General features: G+C 65.5%; 23 protein-coding genes. 1 reads left to right on the forward strand and 22 read right to left on the reverse strand.

Annotated elements, in window-relative coordinates:
- Positions 1 to 203: 203 nt before the first annotated feature.
- Positions 204 to 1,013 carry a 2,5-didehydrogluconate reductase DkgB gene (dkgB, locus tag R6258_RS09130; RefSeq protein ID WP_318449381.1) on the reverse strand — a complete coding sequence of 270 codons (810 nt, stop codon included), beginning with the start codon at positions 1,011 to 1,013 and terminating at the stop codon, positions 204 to 206.
- Between the two features lie 199 nt (positions 1,014 to 1,212).
- Here dkgB and R6258_RS09135 point away from each other — a divergent pair, with 199 nt between their 5' ends.
- Positions 1,213 to 2,334, forward strand: a complete 1,122-nt coding sequence (locus R6258_RS09135) for an FAD-dependent oxidoreductase (RefSeq protein WP_318449383.1) — start codon at positions 1,213 to 1,215, stop codon at positions 2,332 to 2,334.
- Between the two features lie 57 nt (positions 2,335 to 2,391).
- Here the strand turns inward: R6258_RS09135 and R6258_RS09140 are convergent, their stop codons facing one another.
- From R6258_RS09140 to leuD, 21 genes are all read right to left on the reverse strand, one after another.
- Positions 2,392 to 3,243: an ABC transporter permease gene (locus R6258_RS09140; RefSeq protein ID WP_318449384.1), complete on the reverse strand. Its 852-nt coding sequence runs from the start codon at positions 3,241 to 3,243 to the stop codon at positions 2,392 to 2,394.
- Positions 3,244 to 3,247: 4 nt separating this feature from the next.
- On the reverse strand, positions 3,248 to 4,501 hold the full coding sequence (locus R6258_RS09145) for an ABC transporter permease (protein WP_318449386.1): 1,254 nt from the start codon (positions 4,499 to 4,501) through the stop codon (positions 3,248 to 3,250).
- 72 nt (positions 4,502 to 4,573) lie between these two features.
- Positions 4,574 to 5,689: an extracellular solute-binding protein gene (locus tag R6258_RS09150; protein WP_318449388.1), complete on the reverse strand. Its 1,116-nt coding sequence runs from the start codon at positions 5,687 to 5,689 to the stop codon at positions 4,574 to 4,576.
- 113 nt (positions 5,690 to 5,802) lie between these two features.
- Positions 5,803 to 6,933, reverse strand: coding sequence for an ABC transporter ATP-binding protein (locus R6258_RS09155; protein WP_318449390.1), 1,131 nt, complete (start codon positions 6,931 to 6,933; stop codon positions 5,803 to 5,805).
- A gap of 232 nt (positions 6,934 to 7,165) precedes the next feature.
- Positions 7,166 to 7,747, reverse strand: a complete 582-nt coding sequence (locus R6258_RS09160; RefSeq protein ID WP_318449392.1) for a YceI family protein — start codon at positions 7,745 to 7,747, stop codon at positions 7,166 to 7,168.
- A 43-nt stretch (positions 7,748 to 7,790) separates the two neighbouring features.
- Entirely contained in the window at positions 7,791 to 8,351 is a 561-nt protein-coding gene (locus tag R6258_RS09165; protein ID WP_318449393.1) for a cytochrome b, read from the reverse strand.
- Between the two features lie 133 nt (positions 8,352 to 8,484).
- Positions 8,485 to 9,168, reverse strand: coding sequence for a type 1 glutamine amidotransferase domain-containing protein (locus tag R6258_RS09170; RefSeq protein WP_318449395.1), 684 nt, complete (start codon positions 9,166 to 9,168; stop codon positions 8,485 to 8,487).
- A 151-nt stretch (positions 9,169 to 9,319) separates the two neighbouring features.
- Complete coding sequence (locus R6258_RS09175; RefSeq protein ID WP_318449397.1) at positions 9,320 to 10,516, reverse strand: O-succinylhomoserine sulfhydrylase; 1,197 nt, start codon at positions 10,514 to 10,516, stop codon at positions 9,320 to 9,322.
- 10 nt (positions 10,517 to 10,526) lie between these two features.
- Entirely contained in the window at positions 10,527 to 12,044 is a 1,518-nt protein-coding gene (purF, locus tag R6258_RS09180) for an amidophosphoribosyltransferase (protein ID WP_318449399.1), read from the reverse strand.
- 6 nt (positions 12,045 to 12,050) lie between these two features.
- Complete coding sequence (locus R6258_RS09185; RefSeq protein WP_318449401.1) at positions 12,051 to 12,665, reverse strand: CvpA family protein; 615 nt, start codon at positions 12,663 to 12,665, stop codon at positions 12,051 to 12,053.
- On the reverse strand, positions 12,662 to 13,384 hold the full coding sequence (locus tag R6258_RS09190; RefSeq protein WP_318449403.1) for an SPOR domain-containing protein: 723 nt from the start codon (positions 13,382 to 13,384) through the stop codon (positions 12,662 to 12,664). The genes R6258_RS09185 and R6258_RS09190 overlap by 4 nt, the downstream gene beginning before the upstream one ends.
- A gap of 49 nt (positions 13,385 to 13,433) precedes the next feature.
- Complete coding sequence (gene folC, locus R6258_RS09195; protein WP_318449405.1) at positions 13,434 to 14,810, reverse strand: bifunctional tetrahydrofolate synthase/dihydrofolate synthase; 1,377 nt, start codon at positions 14,808 to 14,810, stop codon at positions 13,434 to 13,436.
- On the reverse strand, positions 14,811 to 15,764 hold the full coding sequence (gene accD / locus R6258_RS09200) for an acetyl-CoA carboxylase, carboxyltransferase subunit beta (RefSeq protein WP_318449407.1): 954 nt from the start codon (positions 15,762 to 15,764) through the stop codon (positions 14,811 to 14,813).
- Between the two features lie 84 nt (positions 15,765 to 15,848).
- Complete coding sequence (gene trpA / locus R6258_RS09205; RefSeq protein WP_318449409.1) at positions 15,849 to 16,652, reverse strand: tryptophan synthase subunit alpha; 804 nt, start codon at positions 16,650 to 16,652, stop codon at positions 15,849 to 15,851.
- A gap of 156 nt (positions 16,653 to 16,808) precedes the next feature.
- A complete protein-coding gene (trpB, locus tag R6258_RS09210; protein WP_318449410.1) occupies positions 16,809 to 18,023 on the reverse strand; it encodes a tryptophan synthase subunit beta in 1,215 nt (404 codons plus the stop codon).
- 27 nt (positions 18,024 to 18,050) lie between these two features.
- A complete protein-coding gene (locus R6258_RS09215; RefSeq protein ID WP_318449412.1) occupies positions 18,051 to 18,671 on the reverse strand; it encodes a phosphoribosylanthranilate isomerase in 621 nt (206 codons plus the stop codon).
- Positions 18,672 to 18,736: 65 nt separating this feature from the next.
- Complete coding sequence (gene truA, locus R6258_RS09220) at positions 18,737 to 19,672, reverse strand: tRNA pseudouridine(38-40) synthase TruA (RefSeq protein WP_318449414.1); 936 nt, start codon at positions 19,670 to 19,672, stop codon at positions 18,737 to 18,739.
- A 35-nt stretch (positions 19,673 to 19,707) separates the two neighbouring features.
- On the reverse strand, positions 19,708 to 22,188 hold the full coding sequence (locus R6258_RS09225; RefSeq protein WP_318449416.1) for a FimV/HubP family polar landmark protein: 2,481 nt from the start codon (positions 22,186 to 22,188) through the stop codon (positions 19,708 to 19,710).
- 208 nt (positions 22,189 to 22,396) lie between these two features.
- Complete coding sequence (gene asd, locus R6258_RS09230; protein WP_318449418.1) at positions 22,397 to 23,509, reverse strand: aspartate-semialdehyde dehydrogenase; 1,113 nt, start codon at positions 23,507 to 23,509, stop codon at positions 22,397 to 22,399.
- A 107-nt stretch (positions 23,510 to 23,616) separates the two neighbouring features.
- Positions 23,617 to 24,696 carry a 3-isopropylmalate dehydrogenase gene (gene leuB, locus R6258_RS09235; RefSeq protein WP_318449420.1) on the reverse strand — a complete coding sequence of 360 codons (1,080 nt, stop codon included), beginning with the start codon at positions 24,694 to 24,696 and terminating at the stop codon, positions 23,617 to 23,619.
- Positions 24,697 to 24,837: 141 nt separating this feature from the next.
- Positions 24,838 to 25,485 carry a 3-isopropylmalate dehydratase small subunit gene (gene leuD, locus R6258_RS09240; RefSeq protein WP_318449422.1) on the reverse strand — a complete coding sequence of 216 codons (648 nt, stop codon included), beginning with the start codon at positions 25,483 to 25,485 and terminating at the stop codon, positions 24,838 to 24,840.
- Positions 25,486 to 25,487 lie beyond the last annotated feature (2 nt).

The following is a 25,487-nucleotide window of genomic DNA, read 5'->3' on the forward strand; positions in this document are numbered from 1 at the left end:
GCCACTGAAGCTCCTTGCGAGTGAAAGGACGCGCATTCTGGCACGGGAGCCAGGGCTTATCGATCTCGCTGCAATGACCACGCCTTCAGGCGGGCTGGCGCGAAAAAGCCAGCCGGCGTTCGCCGACCGGCCTCTTGCAGGCGGCTCCTGGCGCTAGTCGGGCGACGGGCCGATGCGTTTGGCCACGCTCGCCCGCTGCTGCCTCAGGCATCCCACTTGGGGGCGAAACCCGGATTGGCGATGCGCTCGCCTACGTCCAGGCGCTCGATGCGCGTCATCTCGTCCTCACTCAGGATCAGCTCGAGCGCCGCCAGGTTGGATCGCTGATGCTCGGGCTTGGTGGATGAGGGAATCACTGCTATATCGCGCGCCGCAACCCAGGCCAGCGCGACCTGGGCCGGCGTTGCGTCATGATCGTCGGCGATCTGCCGAAGCACCGGTTCGTTCATCACCTTGCCGACGGCGAGCGGCATGTAGCCGGTGACCTGCAGTCCCTGGGCCTGGCTATGCTCGACCAGTCGGCGATTGGCCAGGAACGGATGCACTTCGATCTGGTTGGTGATCAGGTGCTCGCCACCCGGCACCGACAGCGCCTCGTCGAGATGTGCCATGGTGAAGTTCGAGACGCCGATGTGCCGGGTCAGCCCCTTCTCGCGTGCCGCATTGAGTGCGCCGATGTATTCCGCCATGGGGACTTCATCGTTGGGCGACGGCCAATGGATCAATGCCAGATCGAGCCGATCGACACCGAGCTTGCGGCAGCTCTCCTCGAGGCTGGCAATCAGGTCGTCATGGCGAAAACGATCCCACCATACCTTGGTGGTCAGGAAAATCTCGTCACGCGGCACGCCGCTTTGCTTGATGGCCTCGCCGACCGGCTGCTCGTTGTCGTAGATCTGAGCGGTATCGATATGACGATAGCCCAGTTCGAGGGCCGATTTGACCGAGTCGATGACCTGTTGGTCCTTGAGGCGATAGGTACCCAGACCGATACGCGGAATGATGCTTGTCATGCTTGCCGCCCTCCTTGTTCGCCGAAGCATTCGCCGGCCACCAGGCCGGTGCTATCCCTACCTGAATAGGGACCTGAGGCTGACCGCCGGGCATTTCAAGGCCGTTAGGCCTCTAACGGACAGAATCCGACTCGGCAACCCACTGCCAACTCGCGCCCGGGGGCATTAGACTGGTTTTTCTTGTCTGGCGGGGGTGACGATGACCGAGACCACGAATGTCGTGTTGGTGGGTGCCGGGCATGCCCATCTGCACGTCGCTGCCCATGCCCAGCGTTTGATCGAGCACGGCGCGCACGTGACGCTGATATCCCCCGGCGACTTCTGGTACTCCGGCATGGCCACCGGCATGCTGGGCGGCGACTACGAGGCCAGCCAGGACCGGCTCGATCCGGCCTCCTTGATCGAGGCCCACGGCGGCGAGTTCGTCGCCGACCGGGTGATTGGCATCGACCGTCACCAGCGCCTGGTGCGGCTTGCCGATTCGCCGCCGCTCGCCTATGACCTGCTGTCGTTGAACCTCGGCAGCCGTGTCGACCCGTCATCGATCTTCGGCCTGTCGAGCGCTGACAACGTCTGGCCGGTGAAGCCGCTCTCGGGCCTGTGGCGGCTGCGCCAGCAACTGGAATCGGCACTCGCCGGCGACGCCGAGGCGCCGAGTCTGGCGGTCATCGGCGGCGGGCCCACCGGGGTCGAGCTGACCGCCAACCTGGTGGCGCTCTACGCCCGCTATGGGCGCGAACCGAACATCGCCCTGGTCAGCGCCAGCGAGCGGCTGCTGCCGAATGCGCCGCGCGCTGCCGGCGCCTGGATCGAACGGCGCCTGGAGCGATGTGGGGTGCGTCTCGAACTGGCCGCCTCGGCCGTGGGCCACCAGGCCGGCGAACTGCGCCTCGACGACGGCATGCGCCTGAACGTCGAGCACGTCGTGCTTGCCAACGGCCTGATCGCCCCAGAGTTGACCGGCGAGTTGGGCCTTTGCTGCGATTCACGACAAGGGCTGGCCATCACCGCGGCGCTGCACAGCCCCGACGATTCGCGCATCTTCGCCGTCGGCGACTGCGCCTGGCTCCGTCAGGCCCCCTACCCCAAGCTCGGCGTGTTCGGGGTCCGTCAGGCCCCGGTGCTGCTCGACAATCTCTGCGCCTGGCTCGCGGGCGAGGCGCTGCGCGACTACCGGCCCCAGCGGCGCTACCTGTCGGTGCTCAATCTCGGCGACGGGCGCGGCCTGGCACTCTGGGACCGCTGGTGGTGGAAAGGCCGCCTGGCGCTAAAGCTCAAGCGGCGCCTGGACCGGCGCTTCATGGCGCAATACGGCGTATGAAGAACGAGCCCGGCGCATGCAGGCATGGCCGGGCTCGGGTGAACGGCCAGTTCGTGGCTAGCCCGGGGTCATGCCGCGCAGCCGCTCGCTGCGCCGGCGCAGCAGTTCCAGCGTGGTCAGCAGCAGCATCGACAGCAGCACCAGCATCGTCGCCACCGCGAGGATGGTCGGGCTGATCTGCTCGCGGATCCCCGACCACATCTGGATCGGCATGGTGCGCTGCTCGGGACCGGCGATGAACAGCACCACCACCACCTCGTCGAACGAGGTGATGAAGGCGAACAGCGCGCCCGATACCACGCCCGGGGTGACCAGCGGCAAGACCACCTTGAAGAAGGTCCGGGTGGGGTTGGCGCCCAGGCTGTGCGCGGCACGGATCAGGGTGGTGTCGAAGCTCGACAGCGTCGCGGTGACCGTGATCACCACGAAGGGAATGCCCAATGCCGTGTGCGCGAGGATCACCCCCAGGTAGGTCTGCGCCAGATGGACCTTGGAGAAGAAGAAGAACATCGCCGCCGCCGAGATGATCAACGGCACGATCATCGGCGAGATCAGCAAGGCCATCACCGCGCCACGAGCCGGCATGTGCCGGCTCGACAGCCCCAGCGCGGCGATCGTGCCGAGCACCGTGGCCAGAAACGTCGCGGCGATGCCGACGATGAAGCTGTTCTTGATCGAGTTGAGCCACTCGCTGGAGGTGAAGAAATCCTGATACCAGCGCAGCGAATAACCGTCGGGATCCAGCTGCAGCATCGCCTTGGTGAAGGTGAAATAGGGCTCGACATTGAACGACAAGGGAATGATCAGCAACAACGGGCCGATCAGGAACAGGAAGACCAGCCCGCACAATCCCAGGAAGACGTAGTGCCAGATACGCTCGCCGCGCGTGGCGTAGGATGGAAGCGCCATAGCGTTACCCCAGTTTGACTTTGTCGACGCCGATCAGGCGGTTGAAGACCAGGTAGCAGACCACCACCACGAACAGCAGGATCGAGGCGATCGCCGCCGCCAGCCCCCAATTAAGCGAGGTCTGCATATGGTAGGCGATGTAGTTGGTGATGAAGCGCCCCGATTGCCCACCGACCAGCGCCGGTGTGATGTAGTAGCCGATCGACAGGATGAACACCAGAATCCCGCCGGCGGCAATCCCCGGGATCGTCAGCGGAAAATACACCCGCCGGAAGCACAGGAAGGGTTTCCCGCCCAGCGAGCGCGCGGCGTGCATGTAACTCGGCGGGATCGTCTTCATCACCGAGTACAGCGGCAGGATCATGAACGGCAGCAGGATATGCGTCATGGCGATGATCGTGCCCATCTTGTTGTGGATCATCTGCCATCGCGCCTCGTCGGCGATGATGCCCAGCGCCACCATCATGTCGTTGAGCACGCCCTGGGATTGCAGGATGGCAATCCAGGTGGTGGTACGCACCAGCAGCGAGGTCCAGAATGGCAGCAGCACCAGGATCATCAGCAGGTTGGAATGGCGCAGCGGCAGATTGGCGAGCAGAAAAGCGACCGGGTAACCGAGCACCAGGGTCATCAGCATGATGACGCCGCTCATCCAGAAGGTTCGCCAGAACAGCGTCACGTAAACCTGCATGTAGTCGGGTACCGCGACGATCTCGCCGTCGGGGGAATACTGGCGGTCGACGGCCGCCAGGTAGTAGGACAGCGTGTAGGGTGACGACTCGCGCTTGATCACCCGCCAGGTCGCGAGCTCGCCCCAGTCGTCGTTGATATCGATCAAGGCAGCCTTGTAGGGCGCCTCGAGCTTGGCGACACGCCGCGCGCTGCCCATCAGCGCCGAACGCATGCCGGATTTCTCATAGTTGAGACGGCTCGCCACCAACCCCAGGCTGCGCGCCTTGGCACCCGCCTCGAGATCGGCGGCCAGCGCGGCGAAGACCGGCTCGTCGGGCAGCGATTCGCCATCCCAGTCGGCCAGTGCCTGGCTGGTCCGCGGCAGGGCGGTGGAGACTTCGGGGTTGTCGACGCTGCGCCACAGCATGTCGAACAGCGGCATGACGAAGGCGATTATCAAGAACGCCAGCAATGGCGACACCAGCAGCAGCGCCTTGAGCTTCGAGCGCCGCACGGCACGCCGCAGGCTGGTCTTCAGCGGTACGCCGTCGGCGGTCTTCAGGGGAGCGGTGGGAGATTCGGACACGCGGGCCTCTCCGGAAAGAATTCGAGCCTACCAACAAAACACGCCACCCCGGCCGGGGTGGCGTGGCGGGACTTACTGGGCCAGCCAGGCGTTGAAGCGCTGGGTCAGTTCGTCGTTATTGTCGGCCCAGAACTCGTTGTCCTTAGGAATAGCCGTCGCGAAGTTGGGGCCGTAGGTGGGCATGTGCGGCTTCATCTCGATATCGGTGCCGGCCAGGGTGGTCACCATCTTGGCCGACGATTTGCGCGCCGGACCATAGGAGATGTACTTGGCCTGATCGGCCAGCCGCTGGGTATCGGTGGCGAAGTACAGGTAATCCTTGACCTTGTCGAGCTTGCCGGTGGGCACTACCCAGCCATCGAGTTCGAAGACCTGGGCGTCCCAGATGATCTCGAACGGCTGGCCCTCGTTGGCCGCGGCGTTGAAGATCCGGCCGTTGTACGCCGAGCCGAAGGCGACTTCCTGGTCGGCCAGCAGTTGCGGCGGCTGGGCGCCCTCTTCCCACCAGATCACCTGGTCCTTGATGGTGTCGAGCTTGGCGAATGCGCGCGCCACGCCCTCTTCGGTCTCAAGCACGTCGTAGACGTCTTCCGGCGCCACGCCGTCGGCGACCAGTGCCCACTCGAGGTTGTTGATCGGCTTGCGCATCAGCGTACGCTTGCCCGGGTAGTTCTCGAGATCGAAGACGTCGGCGATGGTGCTCGGCTGCTTGTCTTCGGGGAACATCTCCGTGTTGAAGGCGACGATGTTGGAATAGACGATCGAGGGCACGAAACACTCGTCCAGCGAGCCTTCGATGAAGTCTTCGGTGGGCGGCGTGCCGTCGGGAGCATCGGCCAGCAGCGCATCGTGATCGAGCGGTTCGATCAGCCCTTCTGCGCAGGCGATCAAGGCGTCCGCCGGCAGCATGTCGACCAGATCCCAGGTCACGTTGCCCGCCTGCGACTGGGCGCGCAGCCCGGCCAGGGCGTTGCCGCTACGGTCGATGTTGACGATCTCGTCGCCGGACTTTTTCATCCACGGCTCGTTATAGGCCTTCTGCTGGCTCATGCTGTAGGCCCCGCCCCAGGAGACGATGTTCAGCGTCTCGGCCTGCGCGGATACCGCCAGCGCCAACGTGGATAGCCCCAAGGCGCCCGTTACGGCACCCTTGATCAACGTTTCCTTGAAGAGTCTCGTGTTGTTCATTTTTGTTTCTCCAGTTGTTGTTATCACGCGATCCTGCAATGTCCGACGAGCGGTACCGCCGCGGCGCCTTGCGACATCGCTTTCGGGTGCCCAGCCTCGACGAAGGGTTCGCCTCAGGCATCCAAAGCCCGGCAATCGGCGCTCGACCAGCCGATCTCGACCGTTTCCCCGGGGCGCAGCACGGTGTGACCGTCGGCGTTGGGGGTCTTGATGATGAACTCGTCGTCGCCGCAGACCGATAGCCGGGTGCGCAGATGGTCACCGAGATAGATCACTTCCTCGACCTTCGCCGAGAAGCGGTTCTCGAAATCGTGACTGCTCCCACGCACCAGGCTGACCCGCTCGGGACGTAGCGACAACGTGGTCCGGACGCCGGCCTCGGCGACCGCGACCGGCTTGGCGATCACCGTCTCGCCGCTGTCCAGGCGTACCTTGCAGCGTTCGCCGGCAAGCTCGGTCACCTCGCCGCGCAGGCGGTTGTTCTCGCCGATGAAATAGGCGACGAAGGCGTTTTCGGGTTGCTCGTAGAGGGTATCTGGCGAGGCCAGTTGCTGGACCACGCCGTCGTTGAACACGGCGATGCGGTCCGACATGGTCAACGCTTCGGTCTGATCGTGGGTGACGTAGATCATGGTCACCCCCAGTTCGGCATGGATGCGCTTGATCTCGTACTGCATCTCTTCGCGCAGGTTCTTGTCCAACGCCCCTAGCGGCTCGTCCATCAGTACCAGCTCGGGCTCGAAGACCAGCGCGCGCGCCAGCGCGACACGCTGCTGCTGGCCACCGGACAGCTGCGCCGGGCGGCGGTCGCCGAACTCATCGAGCCGGACCATCGCCAAGGCGCGTTGGACTTTCTGCCTGATTTCGGCCTTGCTCAGGTGGCGCACCTCGAGGGGAAAGGCGAGATTCTCGGCAACCGTCATGTGCGGAAACAGCGCATAGTTCTGAAAGACCATGCCGATGCCGCGCTTGTGTGGCGGCAGGCCGTTGATCGGCTCGCCCTTGAGCAGGATCTCGCCATGGGTCGGCGTCTCGAACCCCGCCATCATCATCAGGCAGGTGGTCTTACCCGAGCCGGACGGCCCCAGCAGGGTGACGAACTCGCCCTGGCGAACGTCCAGGTTGAAATCCTTGACCACCAACTCGACGCCGTCATAGCTCTTCTGGACATTGCGGAAGCGGGCAAAACACGTATTGTCGGTCGCCGCTTGCGTTTGCGGCGCAGCTTCGAGGGTCTGGGTCATGCAGCATTACCTATGCGTAGCCATTGTTTTGGTTGTCGTTTTTGTCGCTTGGCGTGCGGCCCGAGGCGGGTATCATTTTGTTACTGTTATTGTGGCTTCGACAGTAGAGGCAACACCGCCACTTCTACAACCCCGGCAGGGGACAATAAGCGTTGAAAATGGTTTTTAGTAGCGATTGCAGAAATGACAAGGGCGCCCGTAGGCGCCCTTGTTTTTGGCCAGCGATCGACCACTATTGACGAACGCCCTCGAAGGTCATGTACAGCTCGAGCTGGCGCATCGCCTCGGGGAATTTGCTCATGTCGATCCCGTAATCGGCCAGCTCCAGCGTGGTGGAACCTTCGAACCCCTGGCGATAGCCACCCCAGGGATCCTCGCCGCCGCCGATATGCTCGACATCGACGGTGATCGGCTGGGTCTGGCCGTGCAGGGTCAGTTCGCCGCTCAACTCACCCTCACCTTCGCCGGTGGTTTCGAAGCCGGTGGACTTGAAGGTCGCTTGCGGATACTCGGAAGCGTTGAGGAAATCGGCGCTGAGGATGTGCTTGTCACGCTCGGCGTGCGCCGTGTCCAGGCTGGTCACGTCGACCGTGACATTGGCGCTGGAATCCTCGGGACTTTCCGGGTCGTAGCTGAACGAACCGGTGAAGTCATCGAAGGTGCCCAGGATATAGGAATAGCCCAGGTGGCTGATCTTGAACTGAATGAAGGCGTGCTGGTTCTCGCTGTCGATCTTATAGTCCGCGGCCTGGGCCGCCGCCAACGGCAACAGCGTGGTGGCGCTGACCAGGGCAATGGCAGTCTTCTTCAACATGATCGAACACTCCTGCAGTGGGACGATGGCACCTAGGATGCCGTTACTTGGGTGGACGTTGCGCGAATCGCGGACTGAGCATGCGCGCCAGAGTGTCCTGGCGGTCCACGAGGTGATGCTTGAAAGCCGCCAGGGTATGCCCCAGCACCAGGACCATCAGCGTCCAGGCAGCGTACCAGTGGATATCGCCGGCTATGCTGGCCTGATTGGGTAGCCCAGTGACCAGCGCCGGCACACTGAACCAACCGAAGATGCTGACCGACTGTCCTTCGGCGGTGGAAATCAGATAACCGCTGATGAAGATCACGAACATCACGGCATAGATCAGCCCATGGCCTACATGGGCAGCCAAGCGCTCAAGGCGCTGGCCATGAGCGTTCGGCGTGGCGGGCAGGAGCCGCCACAGAACCCGCGCAATCGACACACCCAACACCAGCATGCCGACCGACTTGTGGACCCACGGTGCCCGGTGGTACCAGTCGTCGTAATATCCTAGCCCGGTCATCCACCAGCCGAGGGCGAACAGGCCGATGATGGCCAGCGCGCTCAGCCAGTGGATAACGATACTGACCAGTCCCCACCCCGAACGGGTATTACGCCACATGCGCCGTCTCCGTGATAACTGCGTCCAGCATAGAGAGTGTAACGACGAGTGGCAGCCCGCAAAGGGTTAAAGCATCATTTCCTAATAGGAAACAATCTTCCAGGATACCGCCTTGATCATCTTCATGTGGCCATCATTTAGAGAGCACCTGCAGCAGCAATTTGGCGGTCGATGCGCTGGACGCCGGATTCTGGCCGGTGATCAGCAGGCCGTCGCGCAATTCGAAAGGCGCGAAATCGTCTGCGCTGCGTTCATAGGTCGCGCCGCGTTTGACCAACTCGTCCTGCAGCAGGTGAGGCACCGCTTCGCTCAAGCCGACCGCTTCCTCCTCGCTATTGGCAAAACCGGTGACCCGCCGCCCGGCGACGATCGGCTTGCCGTCATCGCCGACCACATTGAGCAGTACCGTGGGCGCATGGCAGACCGTGGCCACCGGCTTGTCGGCGCTCAGAAAGGCCTGGATCAGTCGCTTCGAATCGGCGTTGTCGGTGAGATCCCATAGCGGCCCATGGCCGCCCGGGTAGAAGACGGCATCGAAATCCTCGGCGTTGATCGTCGACAGCGCCACGGTGTTGGCCAACTGCCGCTGGGCCTCGGGATCGTCGTCAAAGCGTCGGGTGGCCTCGGTCAACGCATCCGGCTGGGTCGAGTTGGGATCGACGGGAGGCTGCCCGCCGGCCGGCGAGGCCAGCGTCAGCTCGGCCCCGGCATCCTTGAACACGTAATACGGCGCGGCGAATTCCTCGAGCCAGAAGCCGGTCTTGTTGCCGGTATCGCCCAGGGCGTCATGCGAGGTCAGCACCATCAATAATTTCACGGTTCCACTCCTTGGCAGGAAATTGCACTCATCAAGCATAGATGGCGATGAGCCGCGCGGCTTCAAGGGGAGCAAGAGGAGCGCACGGACAAAAAAACGCTCCGCGTGGCGGAGCGTCGGCGTTCAGGTAAGCGGCAGTAGAAAGGTTTGGCTAGGCGAGCCTATCGAGGCCGCGCGCCAGGTCTCTCTTGAGATCGGCCAGTCCTTCCAGGCCCACGGCGATGCGTATCAACCCTTCGCTGATTCCCGCGGCAGCCTTTTGCTCGTCGGAAAGACGCCCATGGGTGGTGGTCGCCGGATGGGTAATGGTGGTCTTGGCATCACCCAGGTTGCCGGTGATCGACATCAGCTGCGTGGCATCGATCACCGACCAGGCGCCCTCGCGGCCGCCCTTGATCTCGACCCCGAGTACCGCGCCGAAAGCCGACTGCTGCGCCCGGGCCAGTGCGTGTTGGGGGTGGCTCTCCAGGCCGCTGTAGTGCACCCGGGCGACCGCCGGGTGCGCCTCGAGCCACTGTGCCAACGCCAGGGCACTCTCGCAGTGCGCCCGCATGCGCAGGCCGAGCGTCTCCAGCCCCTTGAGGAAGATCCAGGCGTTGAACGGGCTCATGCAGGGCCCGCAGGTGCGCACCACCCCGAACAGCTCCTCGAGCTCCTTGTCGCGCCCCACCACGGCGCCGCCGATCGCCCGGCCCTGGCCATCCAGGTATTTGGTGGCGGAGTGAATCACCAGGTCGGCGCCTAGATCCAGCGGGCGCTGCAGGGCCGGCGTCAAAAAGCAGTTGTCGATCGCCAGCCAGGCACCGTGCCGGTGGGCGATATCGGCCAGCGCGGCGATATCGACCACTTCGGAGAGCGGATTGGAAGGCGTCTCGGCGAACAGCAGCTTGGTGTCGGGGGTGATCGCCGCCCGCCACTCCTCGAGGTTGCCCAGCTCCACGTAGCGCGTGGTGATGCCGAACTTGCCCAGATATTTGCTGAACAGGCTGACCGTGGAGCCGAACAGCGAGCGCGAGGCGACGATCTCGTCGCCGGCCTCGAGCAGCGCCAGCGCGGTCGAGAGAATCGCCGCCATCCCCGAGCTGGTCGCCACGCAGCGCTCGCCGCCTTCCAGCGCCGCCAGGCGCTGCTCGAAGACGCGCACGGTGGGATTGGTGAAGCGCGAGTAGATGTTGCCCGGCTCCTCGCCACCGAACTTGCGCGCCGCCTCGGCGGCGCTGCCGTAGACGAAGCTCGAGGTCGCGAAGATCGGTTCGCTGTGCTCCTGCTCGGCGCTGCGCACATGGCCGGCGCGTACCGCCAGGGTATCCAGCGACAGGGCGTCGCCGTCGAAATCGTGCTCGTGCATGGGGCCCCCGTTAGCCGTAATCCTCGACATCGTTGTGCAGGTCGACCACCGAGTGTGCCGAACCGCTCTGCTGCTTGACGGCATCGCTTCGCGCGGCTTCCAGCGCATTGAGATAATCGGCGTCGATATCGCCGGTGATGTATACCCCATCGAATACCGAGCAGTCGAAGCGCTCGAGCTGGGGGTTGACCTCGCGGCAGGCCGTCTTGAGATCCTCGAGATCCTGGTAGAAGATCCGGTCGGCGCCGATCAGCTCGCCGACTTCCGCCTCGCTGCGGCCGTGGGCGATCAACTCCCCGGCCACCGGCATGTCGATGCCGTAGACGTTGGGGTAGCGCACCGGCGGTGCCGCCGAGGCGAAGTAGACCTTGTTGGCGCCGGCCTCGCGGGCCATCTGGATGATCTGCTTGCAGGTCGTGCCGCGGACGATCGAGTCGTCGACCAGCAGCACGTTCTTGCCGGCGAACTCGACGTCGATGGCGTTGAGCTTCTGGCGCACCGACTTCTTGCGCTGAGTCTGCCCCGGCATGATGAAGGTGCGCCCGATATAGCGGTTCTTCATGAAGCCTTCGCGGTACGTCACGCCCAGGTGCTGGGCCAGTTCCAGCGCCGAGGTCCGCGAGGTGTCGGGAATCGGGATGACCACGTCGATGTCATGTTCCGGCCACTCCTTAAGGATGCGATCGCCGAGCTTGCGGCCCATCTGCATGCGCGTGCCGTAGACGTAGGCGCCGTCGAGGATCGAGTCGGGCCGCGCCAGGTAGACGTGCTCGAAGATGCACGGCGCCAGCACCGGCCGGTCGGCGCACAGCTGCGTGTGCACCGTGCCCTGCAGGTCGACGAAGATCGCCTCGCCCGGGGCCAGGTCGCGGGCCAGTTCGAAGCCGCCGACGTCCAGCGCCACCGACTCGGAGGCGATCATCACGTCCTGGCCTTCCGGCGTCTGGCGGGAACCGAACACCACCGGACGGATGCCCTGGGGATCGCGGAATGCCACCATGCCGAAGCCGTTGATCATCGCTACCGCGGCATAGCCGCCGCGACAGCGCCGATGCACGCGACGCACCGCGTCGAAGATGTCCTCGGGGTTGAGGTGATGCCCCTGCTTGCCCAGCTCGTGGGCGAAGACGTTGAGCAACACCTCGGAATCCGAACTGGTGTTGATGTGGCGCAGGTCGGTGGTGTACAGCTCCTGCTTGAGCTGGTCCGAGTTGGTCAGGTTGCCGTTGTGCGCCAGCGCCAGGCCATACGGCGAATTGACGTAGAACGGCTGCGACTCGGCCTCGCTCGACGAGCCCGCGGTCGGGTAGCGCACATGGCCGATGCCCAGATTGCCCTTGAGGCGCGTCATGTGCCGGGTGTGGAATACGTCGCGCACCAGTCCATTGCTCTTGCGCAGCAGGAAGCGTCCTTCATGCCAGGTCATCATTCCGGCGGCGTCTTGCCCCCGGTGCTGAAGCACTGTCAGTGCATCATAAAGCGCCTGATTGACCGGCTGGGTGGCCATGAGGCCCACGATACCGCACATTCCGCCTTACCTCGTTTGCAATGGACCCGCAGCACTCGAACGCTCGGGTATCTGTGAAAAAGCGCCGGAATCCGGCAACCCCGGATTCGGCACGTCGACCGGCAGCGACAGCGAACGAATCCCGTCGAGCTTCTCCGGGTTGCGCTGCTGCCAGTCGACGAAGCGCGCCACCGCCCAGTCGCGCAGACTCTCGAAGGTCGGTCGCAACTGTGCCTGCTGCCAGGATTGCAGTTGCATCAACGGCGTCAGGCTGATCAACACCGTCGCCAGCACCAGGATCGCGCCGCCGCGCAGGATGCCGAAACCGGCCCCGGCGAGGCGATTGAAGAAACCCATGCCGACCCACTCGATGGCCGCCTGCACGCCGCGGATTATCAACCCGCAAAGCAGGATCACCACGAAGATCACCGCCACGAACGCCACCACCAGCCGCACGTCGGGGCTATCGATCCAGCCGCCGAGCCGCTCGGCCAGCGGCGGCGCCAGCCACCGTGAGGCCAACAGCGCGACGATCCAGGCCCCCAGGCCGAGCGCCTCGCGGACCAGCCCGCGCAGGAAACCCGCCAGCATCGACGCAGCCAGAACGGCCAGAAACAGCCAGTCCAGCCAGGTGAAGGTCATTCGCCCTCCTGCACCCGGATCAGCAGTCCCTGGATATTGACCTGCTCCTTGAGCGCGGTGCGGGCCTTCTCGCCGTCATCCGAACTGGCGAAGGGGCCGACGTAGACCGTCGTCAGGTTGTTGTCGCGCGGGCGGCTGTAGGCCTCGAAGCCCTGCTCGTCGAGCTGTTTCTCGAGGCGTGCCGCGTTATCCGGCTTGCCGAAGCTGCCCACCTGCACCGCCCAATTGCCGTTCTCGGCGACCGCCGGCGCGCTGGTCGTCGCACTTTTCGCCGCACCTTCACCGGTCGCTGGCTTAGATGATTCGCCCTGCGGGCTCGGCTGGCCGCCCTGCCCGGCACGCTGGGCCAGCTCGGCTATGGGGTCGGGACGCGAGGCATCCGCCGTCCCGGCTGGCGAGGACGGATTGCCGGCGACCTGCTCGGCCGTATTCCCGGCGGACTCTGCATCGTCGGGCTCGGTGGCCTGGGTGGCGTCGGGCTGGGCTTGGCCCGCAGGCTGGCTCGGCGCCTGCGGCGATTGGATCTGCCCCAGGCTCGCGGGCGGTTCGGGCGCCTCGACGGGAGTCTGTTTGACATCGATCGGTTGTTCGATGGTGAGCACCGGCTCGGGGCGGTCTTCGCGCGACGGCGGATCGTCGAACAACATGGGGATGAAGATCACCCCCAGAGCCAGAAGAATCACGGCGCCGCTGACGCGTTCGCGCATTCCGTACTTCATGTCACTCTCCTAGCGAATCTCTCGGAACCTGTCTGAAAAGTGCCTGCGTTCACCGACTTTTCGACACGACCTGGCGGCCATGCTGAGCGGTTCCGGCCTCGCCGTCGCTCACCTGGGCGGCATGCCAGCCGAGCACCTCGGCCACGGTGAAGAAGGAACCGCAGACCAGCACTTCGTCGTCGGCCGCGAGCCTTTCCGTCAGCCAGGCGGCACCGGCCGCCGGCGAATCGGCGCGATGCAGAACCGTCGCCCCATGCGCGGTCAACTGCCGCGCCAACTCGTCGGCGCTGCGCGCGCGCGGGCCTTCAAGACTGACCGTGACCCAGGCGTCCACCTGCGAGGATAGCGCCTCCAACACGCCCTGCGCATCCTTGTCGCGCAGCATGCCGAGCAGCGCGATCCGGCGTGTCGGACGCGGCCTTTCGGCGAGCCGGGCCGCCAGGTAGTTGGCGGCATGGGGGTTGTGCGCGACGTCCAGGCACCAGTTGCCGAGCCACTGCATGCGCCCGGCCAGCGTTACCTCGGCCAGGGCCCGGCGACAGGCCGCAGGCTCCAGTTCGACACCCGCCAGTGCCAACGCCTGAAGCGCCAGCGCCGCGTTGTCCAGCGGCAGGCCCGGAACCGGCAGGTCGTCCAGTTGGCACGCCCGCGTGTGACGATCGACGCCCCGCCACTGCCAGCCGCCAGTATCGGGTGCATGGCGATGGGGCGTTCGCTGAAAGTCATGCCCCAGGCGCCAGGCCTGTGCCCCGCAGGCTTCGGCGACTTCGAACACGCTGGCCGGCAGGTCGTGGCCCAGCACCGCCGGCCGGGAATTACGCAGGATGCCGGCCTTCTCGCGGCCGATGGCCTGCAGGTCGGTGCCTAGATAATCGGCATGATCGAGCGCCACGCTGGTAACCACGGCTACGTCGGGGTCGACCACGTTGACCGCATCCAGCCGTCCGCCCAGACCAACCTCGAGGATCGCCACGTCGGGGCGACGCTGGGCGATCGCCCACAGCGCGGCCAGCGTGCCGACCTCGAAATAGGTCAGGCTCACCGGCTCGGGCGTCAGGCGGGCGGCCTCGACGCGTTCGAAACCGGCGACCAGCAGTGCATCGTCGGCCTCGCGACCGTCGAGGCGCAGGCGTTCGTTGTAACGCAGCAGATGAGGCGAGGTGTAGGCCGCCGTCGAGCGTCCGTGAGCGCCGGCCAGCGCCTCGAGCATGGCCACTGTCGAACCCTTGCCGTTGGTGCCGGCGACGGTGATCAGCGCACCGCCGATCGGCGACCCGGCCAGGCCCAGACGCTCAGCGACGACGGCGACGCGCTCGAGGCCCAGGTCAATGGCGACCGGGTGCTGACGCTCGAGCTGCGCCAGCCAGGCCTCGAGAGCAGTCCCTTGGCCAGGTGCGCTGGCCGGATCAGGCGCAGTCCGGCTCATTCAGCGACGGTCTTCCAGCGAGTCGTCGTCGACCAGCGAGTCGACTTCGACATCGGCTTCGTGCTCGCTAGCGACCGGCTCCTCCTCGCGCGGCGGCAAGGAGTGATGGGTCAGCTTGCGCAACACACCGACCAGCCGCTCGCGCATCTCCGTGCGATGCACGATCATGTCGACGGTGCCGTGCTCGAGCAGGAATTCGCTGCGCTGGAAACCCTCCGGCAACTGTTCGCGCACGGTCTGCTCGATGACCCGCGGCCCGGCGAAGCCGATCAGCGCGTTGGGCTCGGCCACGTTGAGATCGCCGAGCATTGCCAGCGATGCCGAGACCCCGCCGAAAACCGGATCGGTGAGCACCGAGATGTAGGGGACGCCGGCCTGCTTCAAGCGTTCGAGCGCGGCCGAGGTCTTGGCCATCTGCATCAGCGAGAACAGCGCTTCCTGCATGCGCGCCCCGCCGGAGGCGGCGAAGCACACCAGCGGCATGCCCTCCTCGAGCGCTACGGTGGCGGCGCGGACGAACTTCTCGCCGACCACCGCGCCCATCGAGCCGCCCATGAACGTGAACTCGAAGGCCACGGCCACCACCGGCAGGCCATCGAGCGACCCGCGCATGGCGATCAGCGCATCGTTCTCGTTGGTCTCCTTCTGGGCCGCTGCCAGGCGGTCCTTGTACTTCTTGGAGTCACGGAACTTGAGGCGATCGACGGGCTGCAAATCGACGGCGATCTCCTCGCGGCCCTCGCCGTCGAGAAACCAGTCGAGGCGCTTGCGGGCCGTCAGGCGCAAGTGATGGTCACACTTGGGACAGACGTTGTGGTGTTTTTCCAGCTCGGGGAGGTAGAGCACCCCATCACACTTGGGACACTTGCGCCACAGACCGTCGGGCACGCTGGTGCGACGATCCTTGCGCTGAACGCGTCCCATGGACGGCACGATCTTGTCTAGCCAGCTCATGGTCGGAAGGTATCCATTCTGCTGCGGTCACTGGGCCCGGCGTTACACCGGACCCGACGAATGCGCGTGAAGGGCCGCTACGGCTCAGTCATCGAGCGCCTGACGCATCTCCCCGAGCACGCCCTTGAGCGCGTCGGCGATGGTCTCGGGCCGCTCGGCACGCTCGGCGATACGCGAAACCAGGGCGCTACCGACGATCACGCCGTCGGCGATGCGTCCCACGGCGGCGGCCGATGCACCATCGCGAATGCCGAAGCCGACGCACAGCGGCAGCTCGGTCAACTCGCGCAGGCCGCGCAACTGGCGCTCGACGCCCTCGACGTCGAGCGTGGCGGCACCGGTCACCCCCTTGAGGGAAACGTAGTACAGGTACCCTTCACCGTGGGCGCATATTGTAGCGGCACGCGCCTGTGAGGTGGTAGGGGCGACCAGAAAGATCGACTGAAGGCCGTGGGTCTTGAACAGCGGCGCGAGTTCGTCGCTCTCTTCCGGCGGCATGTCGACGACCAGCACGCCGTCGACGCCGGCGGCGGCGGCCTGTTCGGCGAAGCCGGCATAGCCGAGACGCTCGATCGGGTTGAGATAACCCATCAGCACTACCGGCGTCTCGGCGTCGTCGCGGCGGAACTCGGCGACCATCGAAAAGATGTCGGCCAGCCGGGTACGGGCCTTGAGTGCACGCTCGCAGGCCTTCTGGATCACCGGGCCATCGGCCATCGGGTCGGAGAACGGCATGCCCAGCTCGATGACGTCGGCGCCCGCCGCCACCAGCGCGTGCATGAAGCCCACCGTGTGCTGCGGCCCGGGGTCGCCGGCCGTGATGTAGGGAATCAGCGCGGTGCGGCCCTGCGTCTTGAGGGCGGCGAAACGTTGGTCGATACGGTTCATTAACTTTTTTCCCTCAAAGGCGGAAGTGCAAAGCAGCGAACGAAGGCCAGACAAGGCGAAAACATCCGAAAATGCGCAGTGTACAAAGGGGTACATGAGCAATTTGAGGATGTTTTCAACGCCGTATGGTCGAGTGCAGCCATTTGAACTCCGCCTTTAGAATTCGACGCCATCGATCTTGGCCACCGTCAGGATATCCTTGTCGCCACGCCCTGACAGGTTGACGACGATGTGCTGGTCGGGGCTCAGGGTCGGCGCCAGGACCTTGGCGTAGGCCAGCGCATGCGCCGACTCCAGCGCCGGCATGATGCCCTCCATGTGGGTGAGCTCACGAAACGCCTCGAGCACCTTGTCGTCGTTGGCGGCCACGTACTTGACGCGCCCGACGTCCTTCCACAAGGCATGCTCCGGACCCACGCCCGGATAGTCGAGCCCCGCCGAGATCGAATGCGTATCGAGCACCTGGCCGCTGTCGTCCGACATCAGGTAGGTGCGATTGCCGTGCAGCACGCCCGTCGGCGCATTGGCGGTCAGCGGCGCCGCATGGCGTCCGGTCTCGACCCCATCGCCGCCGGCCTCGACGCCGTACATCGCCACCTCGGCGTCCTCCACGAACGGGTAGAACAGCCCCATGGCGTTGGAACCGCCGCCGACACAGGCTATGAGCGCGTCGGGCAGCCGACCGATCTGCTCGAGTGATTGCGCGCGCGCCTCGCGGCCGACCACCGCGTTGAAGTCGCGCACCAGCATCGGGTACGGGTGCGGCCCGGCCACGGTACCGATGATGTAGAAGGTGTCGTCGACATTGGTCACCCAGTCGCGCAGCGCCTCGTTCATGGCGTCCTTGAGGGTCCGCGAGCCGGACTCGACCGGAATCACGTTGGCGCCGAGCAGGTGCATCCGATAGACGTTGAGCTTCTGGCGCTGCACGTCCTCGGCACCCATGTAGACGTCGCACTGCAGGCCCAGCCGCGCGGCGACCGTGGCCGTGGCGACGCCATGCTGGCCGGCGCCGGTCTCGGCGATCACCCGCGGCTTGCCGCTCTTCTTGGCGAGCAGCGCCTGGCCGATGGTGTTGTTCACCTTGTGCGCGCCGGTGTGGTTGAGATCCTCGCGCTTGAGCCAGATCTGCGCGCCGCCGAGCTGGCGGGACCATCGTTCAGCGTGATACAGCGGAGACGGGCGGCCGACGTAGGTCGCCAGGTCACGATCGAATTCCGCCTGGAAATCGGGATCGTCGCGAAGGCTCGCATAGGCCTTCTCGAGATCCTCCAGCGCGAAGCTCAAGGTCTCCGAAACGAACCGGCCGCCGTACGGGCCGAAATGGCCGCGGGCATCGGGCAGTCGGGTCAGGTCGCTGAACGTGGTCACGAAAGACACCTCACAGGGTCGCTTGGCTTAGGATTCTGGGATCAGGTTCACGTGCTCGATGAAGGCGCGCAGCTTGGCGGGATCCTTGATGCCGCGGGCGGCCTCGATGCCGCCTGAAACGTCGACGGCAAAGGGCCGGACGCGGCGCACCGCCTCGCCGACATTGTCGGGCGTCAGACCTCCGGCGAGGATAACAGGTTTTGCCAGGTTTGCGGGGATCCGCGACCAGTCGAAGACCTCGCCGGTACCGCCCGGCACGCCCGGCCGGTAGGCATCGAGCAGCAGTGCGCGCGCATCGCGATAGGCTTCGGCGGCAGCATGCAGGTCGATGTCCTCGCGCATGCGCAGCGCCTTGATCCAGGCGCACGGCGCCTGGCGACAAGCCTCCGGTGATTCATCGCCGTGAAACTGAATCAGGTCCAGGTACGGCGCGCAGCGACGAACGAACTCGGGATCCTGATCGACGAACAGCCCGACCCGAGTGACGAAGGCCGGCACCCGCGCGCTCAATTCGGCCAGACGGTCGAGATCGAGCGCCCGCTCACTGCCCGGCCAGAGCACGAAACCCAGCGCATCGGCGCCCGCCGCCACGGCGGCGTCGATATCCTCTTCCCGCGTCAGGCCACAGAATTTAACCCGCGTGCGCATGATTGATCTCCTGGGATGCCTAGGGCCAGACGCCTCGGCGTCGGCCGGGCCCGGTTGTCGCGTACTCAGCCGTTGGCGGCATCGGTGCTGGCCGGGTGCCGCGCGCCCGGCAGGCCACGCCGATAGCGCACCATCGGCGAATCCGGCAGTCCGCGCTCGCCGCTCCATTCGCCGAGAAAACCCAGCATGCTGGGGCCCAGCGGCTCGCGGGGCAGCGCAAAGCGTTCATCGTAGATCGAGTCGACGAAATGCAGCCCGCACCCTGGCGCGGTGACATTGCCCTGGGCGCGATCGCGCAACGTCAGCAGGTGCGCCAGATAGCCTGAGTCTTCCTCGCCGCGCCCCACCGCGACCAGCGCTCCGGCGATGTTGCGAATCATGTGATGGAGGAAAGCGTTGGCCTGGACATCTATGACCACCAGCGTGCCGTAACGTTTTACCTCGATGAAGTGCACGTGGCGTGTCGCCGACTTCGATTGACAGCCGGCCGCGCGAAAGCTCGAGAAATCGTGCTCGCCGACCAGCGCTTGGGCGGCTTCGTGCATGCGCTCGGCGTCCAGGGGCTCGCGGCACCAGGTCGCGTTGGCGCGCTCGAGCACCGGACGGCTGGGCTGGTTGAGAATCACGTAGCGATAACGGCGCGCCAGCGCCAAAAACCGGGCGTGGAAGTCCGCGGCTACCGGCGTCACCCAGCGCACCGCGATATCGCGCGGCAAGTTGGCATTGGCGCCGTAGACCCATGCCTTGGTCGAGCGCGGCGACGGTGCATCGAAGTGCACGATCTGGCGCGTGGCATGCACGCCGCTGTCGGTACGCCCGCTGCAGTGCACCTGCACGGGCGCCGCCGCGACCCGGCCGAGCGCCGTTTCCAGCGCCGCCTGGACCGAGGGCGCCTGCTTCAGGCGCTGCCAGCCGCAATAATGCGTGCCATCGTATTCGATCGCCATGGCCAGGCGGCCTTCGAGGCGCTGATGATCATCGAGAAACTCGAAAAGGGGCATCGACTTCCGTCAAGTTATGCCACCCGGACCACTAACTACAGGCGGTGGCGTTCGATCAACACCCGCGCTTCATCTGCGACCAGCGTTCCTTCCTCTTCCAGCAGCGGATCGAGCAGCTCGCGAGCCGCCTCGCGCTCGCCGCGGTCGAGACGCTGGCGGGCATGATCCAATAGCTCTGCAGCGTTGGCGGGAGCCGAACCTACCGGTGAAGCGTGGGTCGTGGAGCGCTCATTATCCAGATCGAGCGGATCGAACGCCACCTCTTCGACGATCCAGCCACTCGTATCGGTGCTTGACGACGACTCTCCGCGAACCACGGGGTCGGCATCGGCGAGCGTGGCATGGTCGTCATCGATATCCGCCAGCGTATAATCCAGTCCCAGCGGATCGTCGGGAAACTCGACCACCGGCTGGCCCAGTTCAGGCTCGCGCCGTTCGGGCTCGATATCGAGACTCGGCGGTTGGTAATCGATGACGCGACCATCATCCAGATCCACGCCGCTGGCCACGGCCGCATCGGCCAGCCCCGACAGTGCTTCGCCCTCACCCTGTACCTCGGCATGAGTCTCGGCCCGGGCGTGGGCCGGCTGAGGATCGCCGGAGCCCGGCGCATTCGCTGCGCTGACGACGGGCGCCGCCTCGCTGGAAGGAACGGTGGCTTCCGTCGCTGTCGGCTTCGGCGACTCGGCCGGCGCAGCACTTGCCGCCGGAATCGGCGCCCTCGCCGTCGATGTATCGGGCATCAGGCGCGCGAGGGTCTCGCGCGCCTCGGCACGCTGCTGTTCGTCGCCGTGCGCATCGAGATAGGCGGCTTCCCGCTCGGCCGCGTCGTGATCGCCCAGCGCCACGCAGGCAGTGAGCAGCTTGAGACGCAGATCGTGCCGCTCGGGGTCAACGGCGAGGCTCTGCACCAAGCGTTCGCGGGCCTGGTCGTAGCGGCCATAGGCGAGATAGATCTCGGCTTCGCTGATGGTTTCCGCTTCGGGGGCCGAGTCGAGTGACGCCCCCGTTGCCAGCGCGCTTGCCGGTGCCGGTTCGGACGAGGCTACAGGAGCCGCCGGGGCGCGCTCGGTCGGCGTCTGGCGAATGGCCGAGGTCTCGGCCATCGACGGCTCGCTGCGCCCCGGCGCCGCCCCGCCCACACCGCCCATGGCGGTGTAGCGAGACGCCGGGTCGGTGGTCTCCTCGGTGCGCCGGGCACGCCGCCGCACGACTACCCATAGCGCCAGCAGCAGTGCCAGTGCCGCGCCGGCCAGCAGCGTCAGGTTATCGTTGAACCAGCGCCATGCAGCCTGCCCGAACGATTCGGCGGGCGGCTTTCCAGCCTGCACCCGTTGCGCCGGCGCCGTCTGAGCCTGTGCGGATTGCGTCGGTTCCGACTGGGCCCGGGCGGCGCTCTGCCGGCTCGCCAACAGCCCGTCCAGTTGCGCGCGCAGGCTCTGGATCTCTTCGCGCAGCATGCCGACCTGGTCGGCCAACTGGTCGCGTTGCTCGTTCGCCTGGGCCAACGTCTGACGAGTGTCGTCGAGTTGCGCCTCGAGCGCGGCCAGCCGTTCACGGGCCGCGACCGGCAGCGCCGCCGGGGCCGTATCGGGCTCGCCCGCAGCCTGCGTCGCGTCGAGAACCGTGTCGTTGAGCAGGGTCAGCCGAGACTGGCCGTCTTCGGGGCTGCCCTCGCCAGCTACTGCCGTCTCGGGTCGGGTGGCCGCATCGCCAGCGCCAGCCGTAGCCACACGCTCACCGGCCTCGCCGCCGCGCTGGGCCTGCCATTGACGATTCTGGGCCTGAACGCGCTGATCGGCATTCTCGCCGCTGGCGAGGATGGCCTGACGGTCAGGCACCTCGAGCGTCGCACCGGCACTCAGCCGGTTGATGTTGCCGCCGGGAAACGCCTCGGGGTTGGCCTGCTGCAGGGCAAGCATCATGTGCTCGATGCTCACCCCGTCGGGGCGCACGCGATCGGCCAGCACCCATAGCGTATCGCCACTGGATACCCTGATCTGCCCCGGTGCAGCGCGTTCGCGCCGTGCGGTCGCCTGCGGTGTCGCCGACTGCACCGTTTCGACCGCTTCACCCTGGCGCAGCGGTCGAGTCGCCCCCGGTTGCAACGCCGGCATCTGCGCATAGCCCGGCGGATCGAGCAGCAGGTTGACCTCCTGGCGCTGCTGACCACCCGGCCACTCCAACGTCAGCAGCAGGCTGATATAGGGTTCATGCACGGCCTGGGAAGTGCTCAACACCACCGTCAAGCCACCGGGTCCGCGGGAGACCGTGGCGTTCACGCTTTCCACCAGCGAGGTACGCGGGATGCCCGCCTGGGCGAAGGCATCGGCCGTGGCGAGGCGCGCCTTGATCAGCGCCGGGTCGAGCTCGCCGATGTCGGTGAGTGGCAACCTGGCCTGCAACGGCGCGCCGAGGGTGGATTCGACCCGGGGCGCCGCCAGCCCCAGGGCCAGCGCCATGGGGCTGGCCGTCAGCAACGACAATAGCGTGCCCCAGGATAGTGTGCGTCTCATCGATGCTCCCCGCGCTAAGCGCCGCGCTACCTCTGCATGAGAAGTAGTGTCATTTGTTTGTCTCAATTACCGCTCATTCCTAATTACCATACATTTGCCCAGTTCGGCAGAACATGGGGCAAGCGGCAGCGCAATCGTCCGTCCCGACACGACGACGCCTCCCGAAGGAGGCGTCGCGGCATGGCTCACCGGCAGCGGTAGCGGTAGCTTAGCGTTCGCGCAGAATCGCCAGCATTCGCTTGAGCGGTTCGGCGGCTCCCCATAGCAATTGGTCGCCGACCGAGAAGGCGGTCAGGTACTCGCCGCCCATCGCCAGCTTGCGCAGGCGCCCCACCGGCACGTTCATGGTGCCGGTGACCGCCGCCGGCGTCAGCTCGCGCAGCGTGGCTTCCTTCTCGTTGGGAACGACCTTGACCCAATCGTTGTGCTTGGCGATGCGATCCTCTATCTCATCCATCGGCACATCGCGCTTCAACTTGATAGTGAACGCCTGACTGTGCGAGCGCATCGCGCCGATCCGTACACACAAACCGTCGATGGGGATCGGGTTGGCGCCGTGACCGAGAATCTTGTTGGTCTCGACACCGCCCTTCCACTCTTCCTTGCTCTGGCCGTTGTCCATCGCCTTGTCTATCCACGGCAGCAGGCCGCCGGCCAGCGGTGCCCCGAAGTTCTCGATCGGGAAGCCGTCGCCGCGCATCGCCGCGGAGACCTTGCGGTCGATATCGAGGATCGCGCTGGCGGGATCGTCGAGCTCGTGCTGCACGCTGTCGCGCAGCGAGCCCATCTGGCTGAGCAGCTCACGCATGTGCTTGGCGCCGGAGCCGGAGGCCGCCTGGTAGGTCATCGAGGTCATCCACTCGATCAGGTCGGCCTCGAACAGCCCGCCCAGGCCCATCAGCATCAGGCTGACGGTGCAGTTGCCACCGACGAAGGTCCGCGTGCCACGGTCGAGCTGAGCATCGATCACATGACGGTTGACCGGATCGAGAACGATGGTCGCATCGTCGCTCATGCGTAGCGTGCTCGCGGCGTCGAGCCAATAGCCCTTCCAGCCGGACTCGCGCAGCGGCTGGTAGACCTCGCCGGTATAATCGCCGCCCTGACAGGTGACGACGACGTCGAGCGCCTTGAGCGCATCGAGATCGAAGGCGTCCTTGAGCGGCGGTACGTCGACACCGACGTCGGGGCCGGGCTTGCCGACCTGCGAAGTGGTGAAAAACACCGGCTCGATGCCGGTGAAGTCATCGGTCTCGCGCATGCGATGCATGAGCACGGAGCCGACCATGCCCCGCCATCCCACAAATCCGACTTTCAACATGAAAACTGTCCTCCTGGTGTGCGGTGACTTACCCGGGATTCCGGACAAAACGGCTGATGAATGGATCCATTCTAACAAATCAGCCCAACACCTGCTCCGCCGACCCGCTAGCCTTCGTGAAAGGCCGTGACCACGGCGTCGCCCATTTCGGCGGTCGTCACCTGGCGAGTGCCCGGGTAGGCGATGTCGGCGGTCCGCAGGCCCTGGTCGAGCACCCGCCCCACGGCGCGCTCGATACGCAGCGCCAGGGCGTTCTCGTCGAGGCTGTAGCGCAGCAGCATGGCCACCGAGAGGATCGTCGCCAGCGGGTTGGCCAGCCCCTGACCGGCGATGTCCGGCGCGCTGCCGTGGCAGGGTTCGTACATGCCCTGGCCGCGCTCGTTGAGCGACGCCGAGGGCAGCATGCCGATCGAGCCGGTGAGCATCGCCGCGGCATCGGAGAGGATGTCGCCGAACATGTTTCCGGTGACGATCACGTCGAACTGCTTGGGCGCGCGCACCAGCTGCATGGCGGCGTTATCGACGTACATGTGCGACAGCTCGACATCCGGGTACTCCGGCGCCAGGCGATTGATCACCTCGCGCCACAGCATGGTGACCTCGAGCACGTTGGCCTTGTCGACGCTGCACAGCTTCTTGCCACGCTTGCTCGCCATCTCGAAGGCCACGCGGCCGATGCGCTCGATCTCGGTCTCGGAATAGACATAGGTGTTGAAGCCCACGCGCTGGCCGTCGCGCTCTTCGATGCCGCGCGGCTGACCGAAGTAGATGCCACCGGTGAGTTCGCGCACGATCATGATGTCGAGCCCCGAGACGATCTCGGGCTTGAGGCTCGAGGCCTCGGCCAGTTGCGGGTAGAGAATCGCCGGGCGCAGGTTGCCGAACAGGTTGAGTTCCTTGCGCAGCCCCAGCAGGCCCTTCTCGGGGCGCTTGGCGATATCCTCCAGGCCGTCCCACTTGGGGCCGCCGACGGCGCCCAGCAGCACCGCATCGGCCGCCCTGGCCTTGTCGAGGGTCGCCGCCGGCAGCGGCTCGCCGAAGGAGTCGTAGCCGGCACCGCCGACCAGTCCCTCATCGAGGGTCACGTCGAGGCCCTGCACGCGGCAGGTATCGAGCACCTTGACCGCCTCGGCGGTAATTTCCGGACCGATGCCGTCCCCCGGCAGAACGAGAATCTTGCGACTCATGAGCGTTTCCTAGCGTGTCCCGGCTGCCTGGCGGCCGGGCGTTCGTGAAAGAGGCGCTGTCCCTGCGCGACCGTCGTGGTGACGGTGTCCCTCTTGCGTCCAGCGTTGTGGTTATGCGTCGTTGCAGGCCGTTATGAAAAATCAGCCGGCCTGGCGGAACAGCCAAGGGCGCTTCTGGCGATGACGCTGCTCGAAGTCGCGGATGGCGTCCTCGTGCTCGAGCGTCAGGCCGATGTCATCGAGCCCGTTGAGCAGGCAATGCTTGCGAAAGGCATCGATTTCGAAGTTCAACACCTCGCCGTCCGGCGTGGTCACGCTCTGCGCCTCGAGGTCGACGGCCAGCCGGTAACCCTCGTTGGCCTCGACGGCCTGGAACAGCCGTTCGACCGTGGCCTCGTCGAGGACGATCAGCAGGATGCCGTTCTTGAAGGCGTTGTTGTAGAAGATATCGGCGAAGCTCGGCGCGATGATCACCCGGAACCCGAAGTCTTCGAGCGCCCAGGGCGCGTGCTCACGGGAACTGCCGCAACCGAAGTTGCGACGACCCAGCAACACGCTGGCGCCCTGGTAACGGGGCTGGTTGAGAACGAAATCCGGATTGAGCGGGCGGCTTGCGACATCCTGCCCCGGATAGCCCTCGTCCAGGTAGCGCAGCTCGTCGAACAGGTTGGGGCCGAAACCGGTGCGCTTGATCGATTTCAGGAATTGCTTGGGAATGATCAGGTCGGTATCGACGTTGGCGCGATCGAGCGCCACCACCAGGCCCTGGTGCTGTTTCAGTGCGTGCATGG

Source organism: Halomonas sp. HP20-15, from assembly GCF_033446685.1.
Lineage (GTDB): Bacteria > Pseudomonadota > Gammaproteobacteria > Pseudomonadales > Halomonadaceae > Modicisalibacter.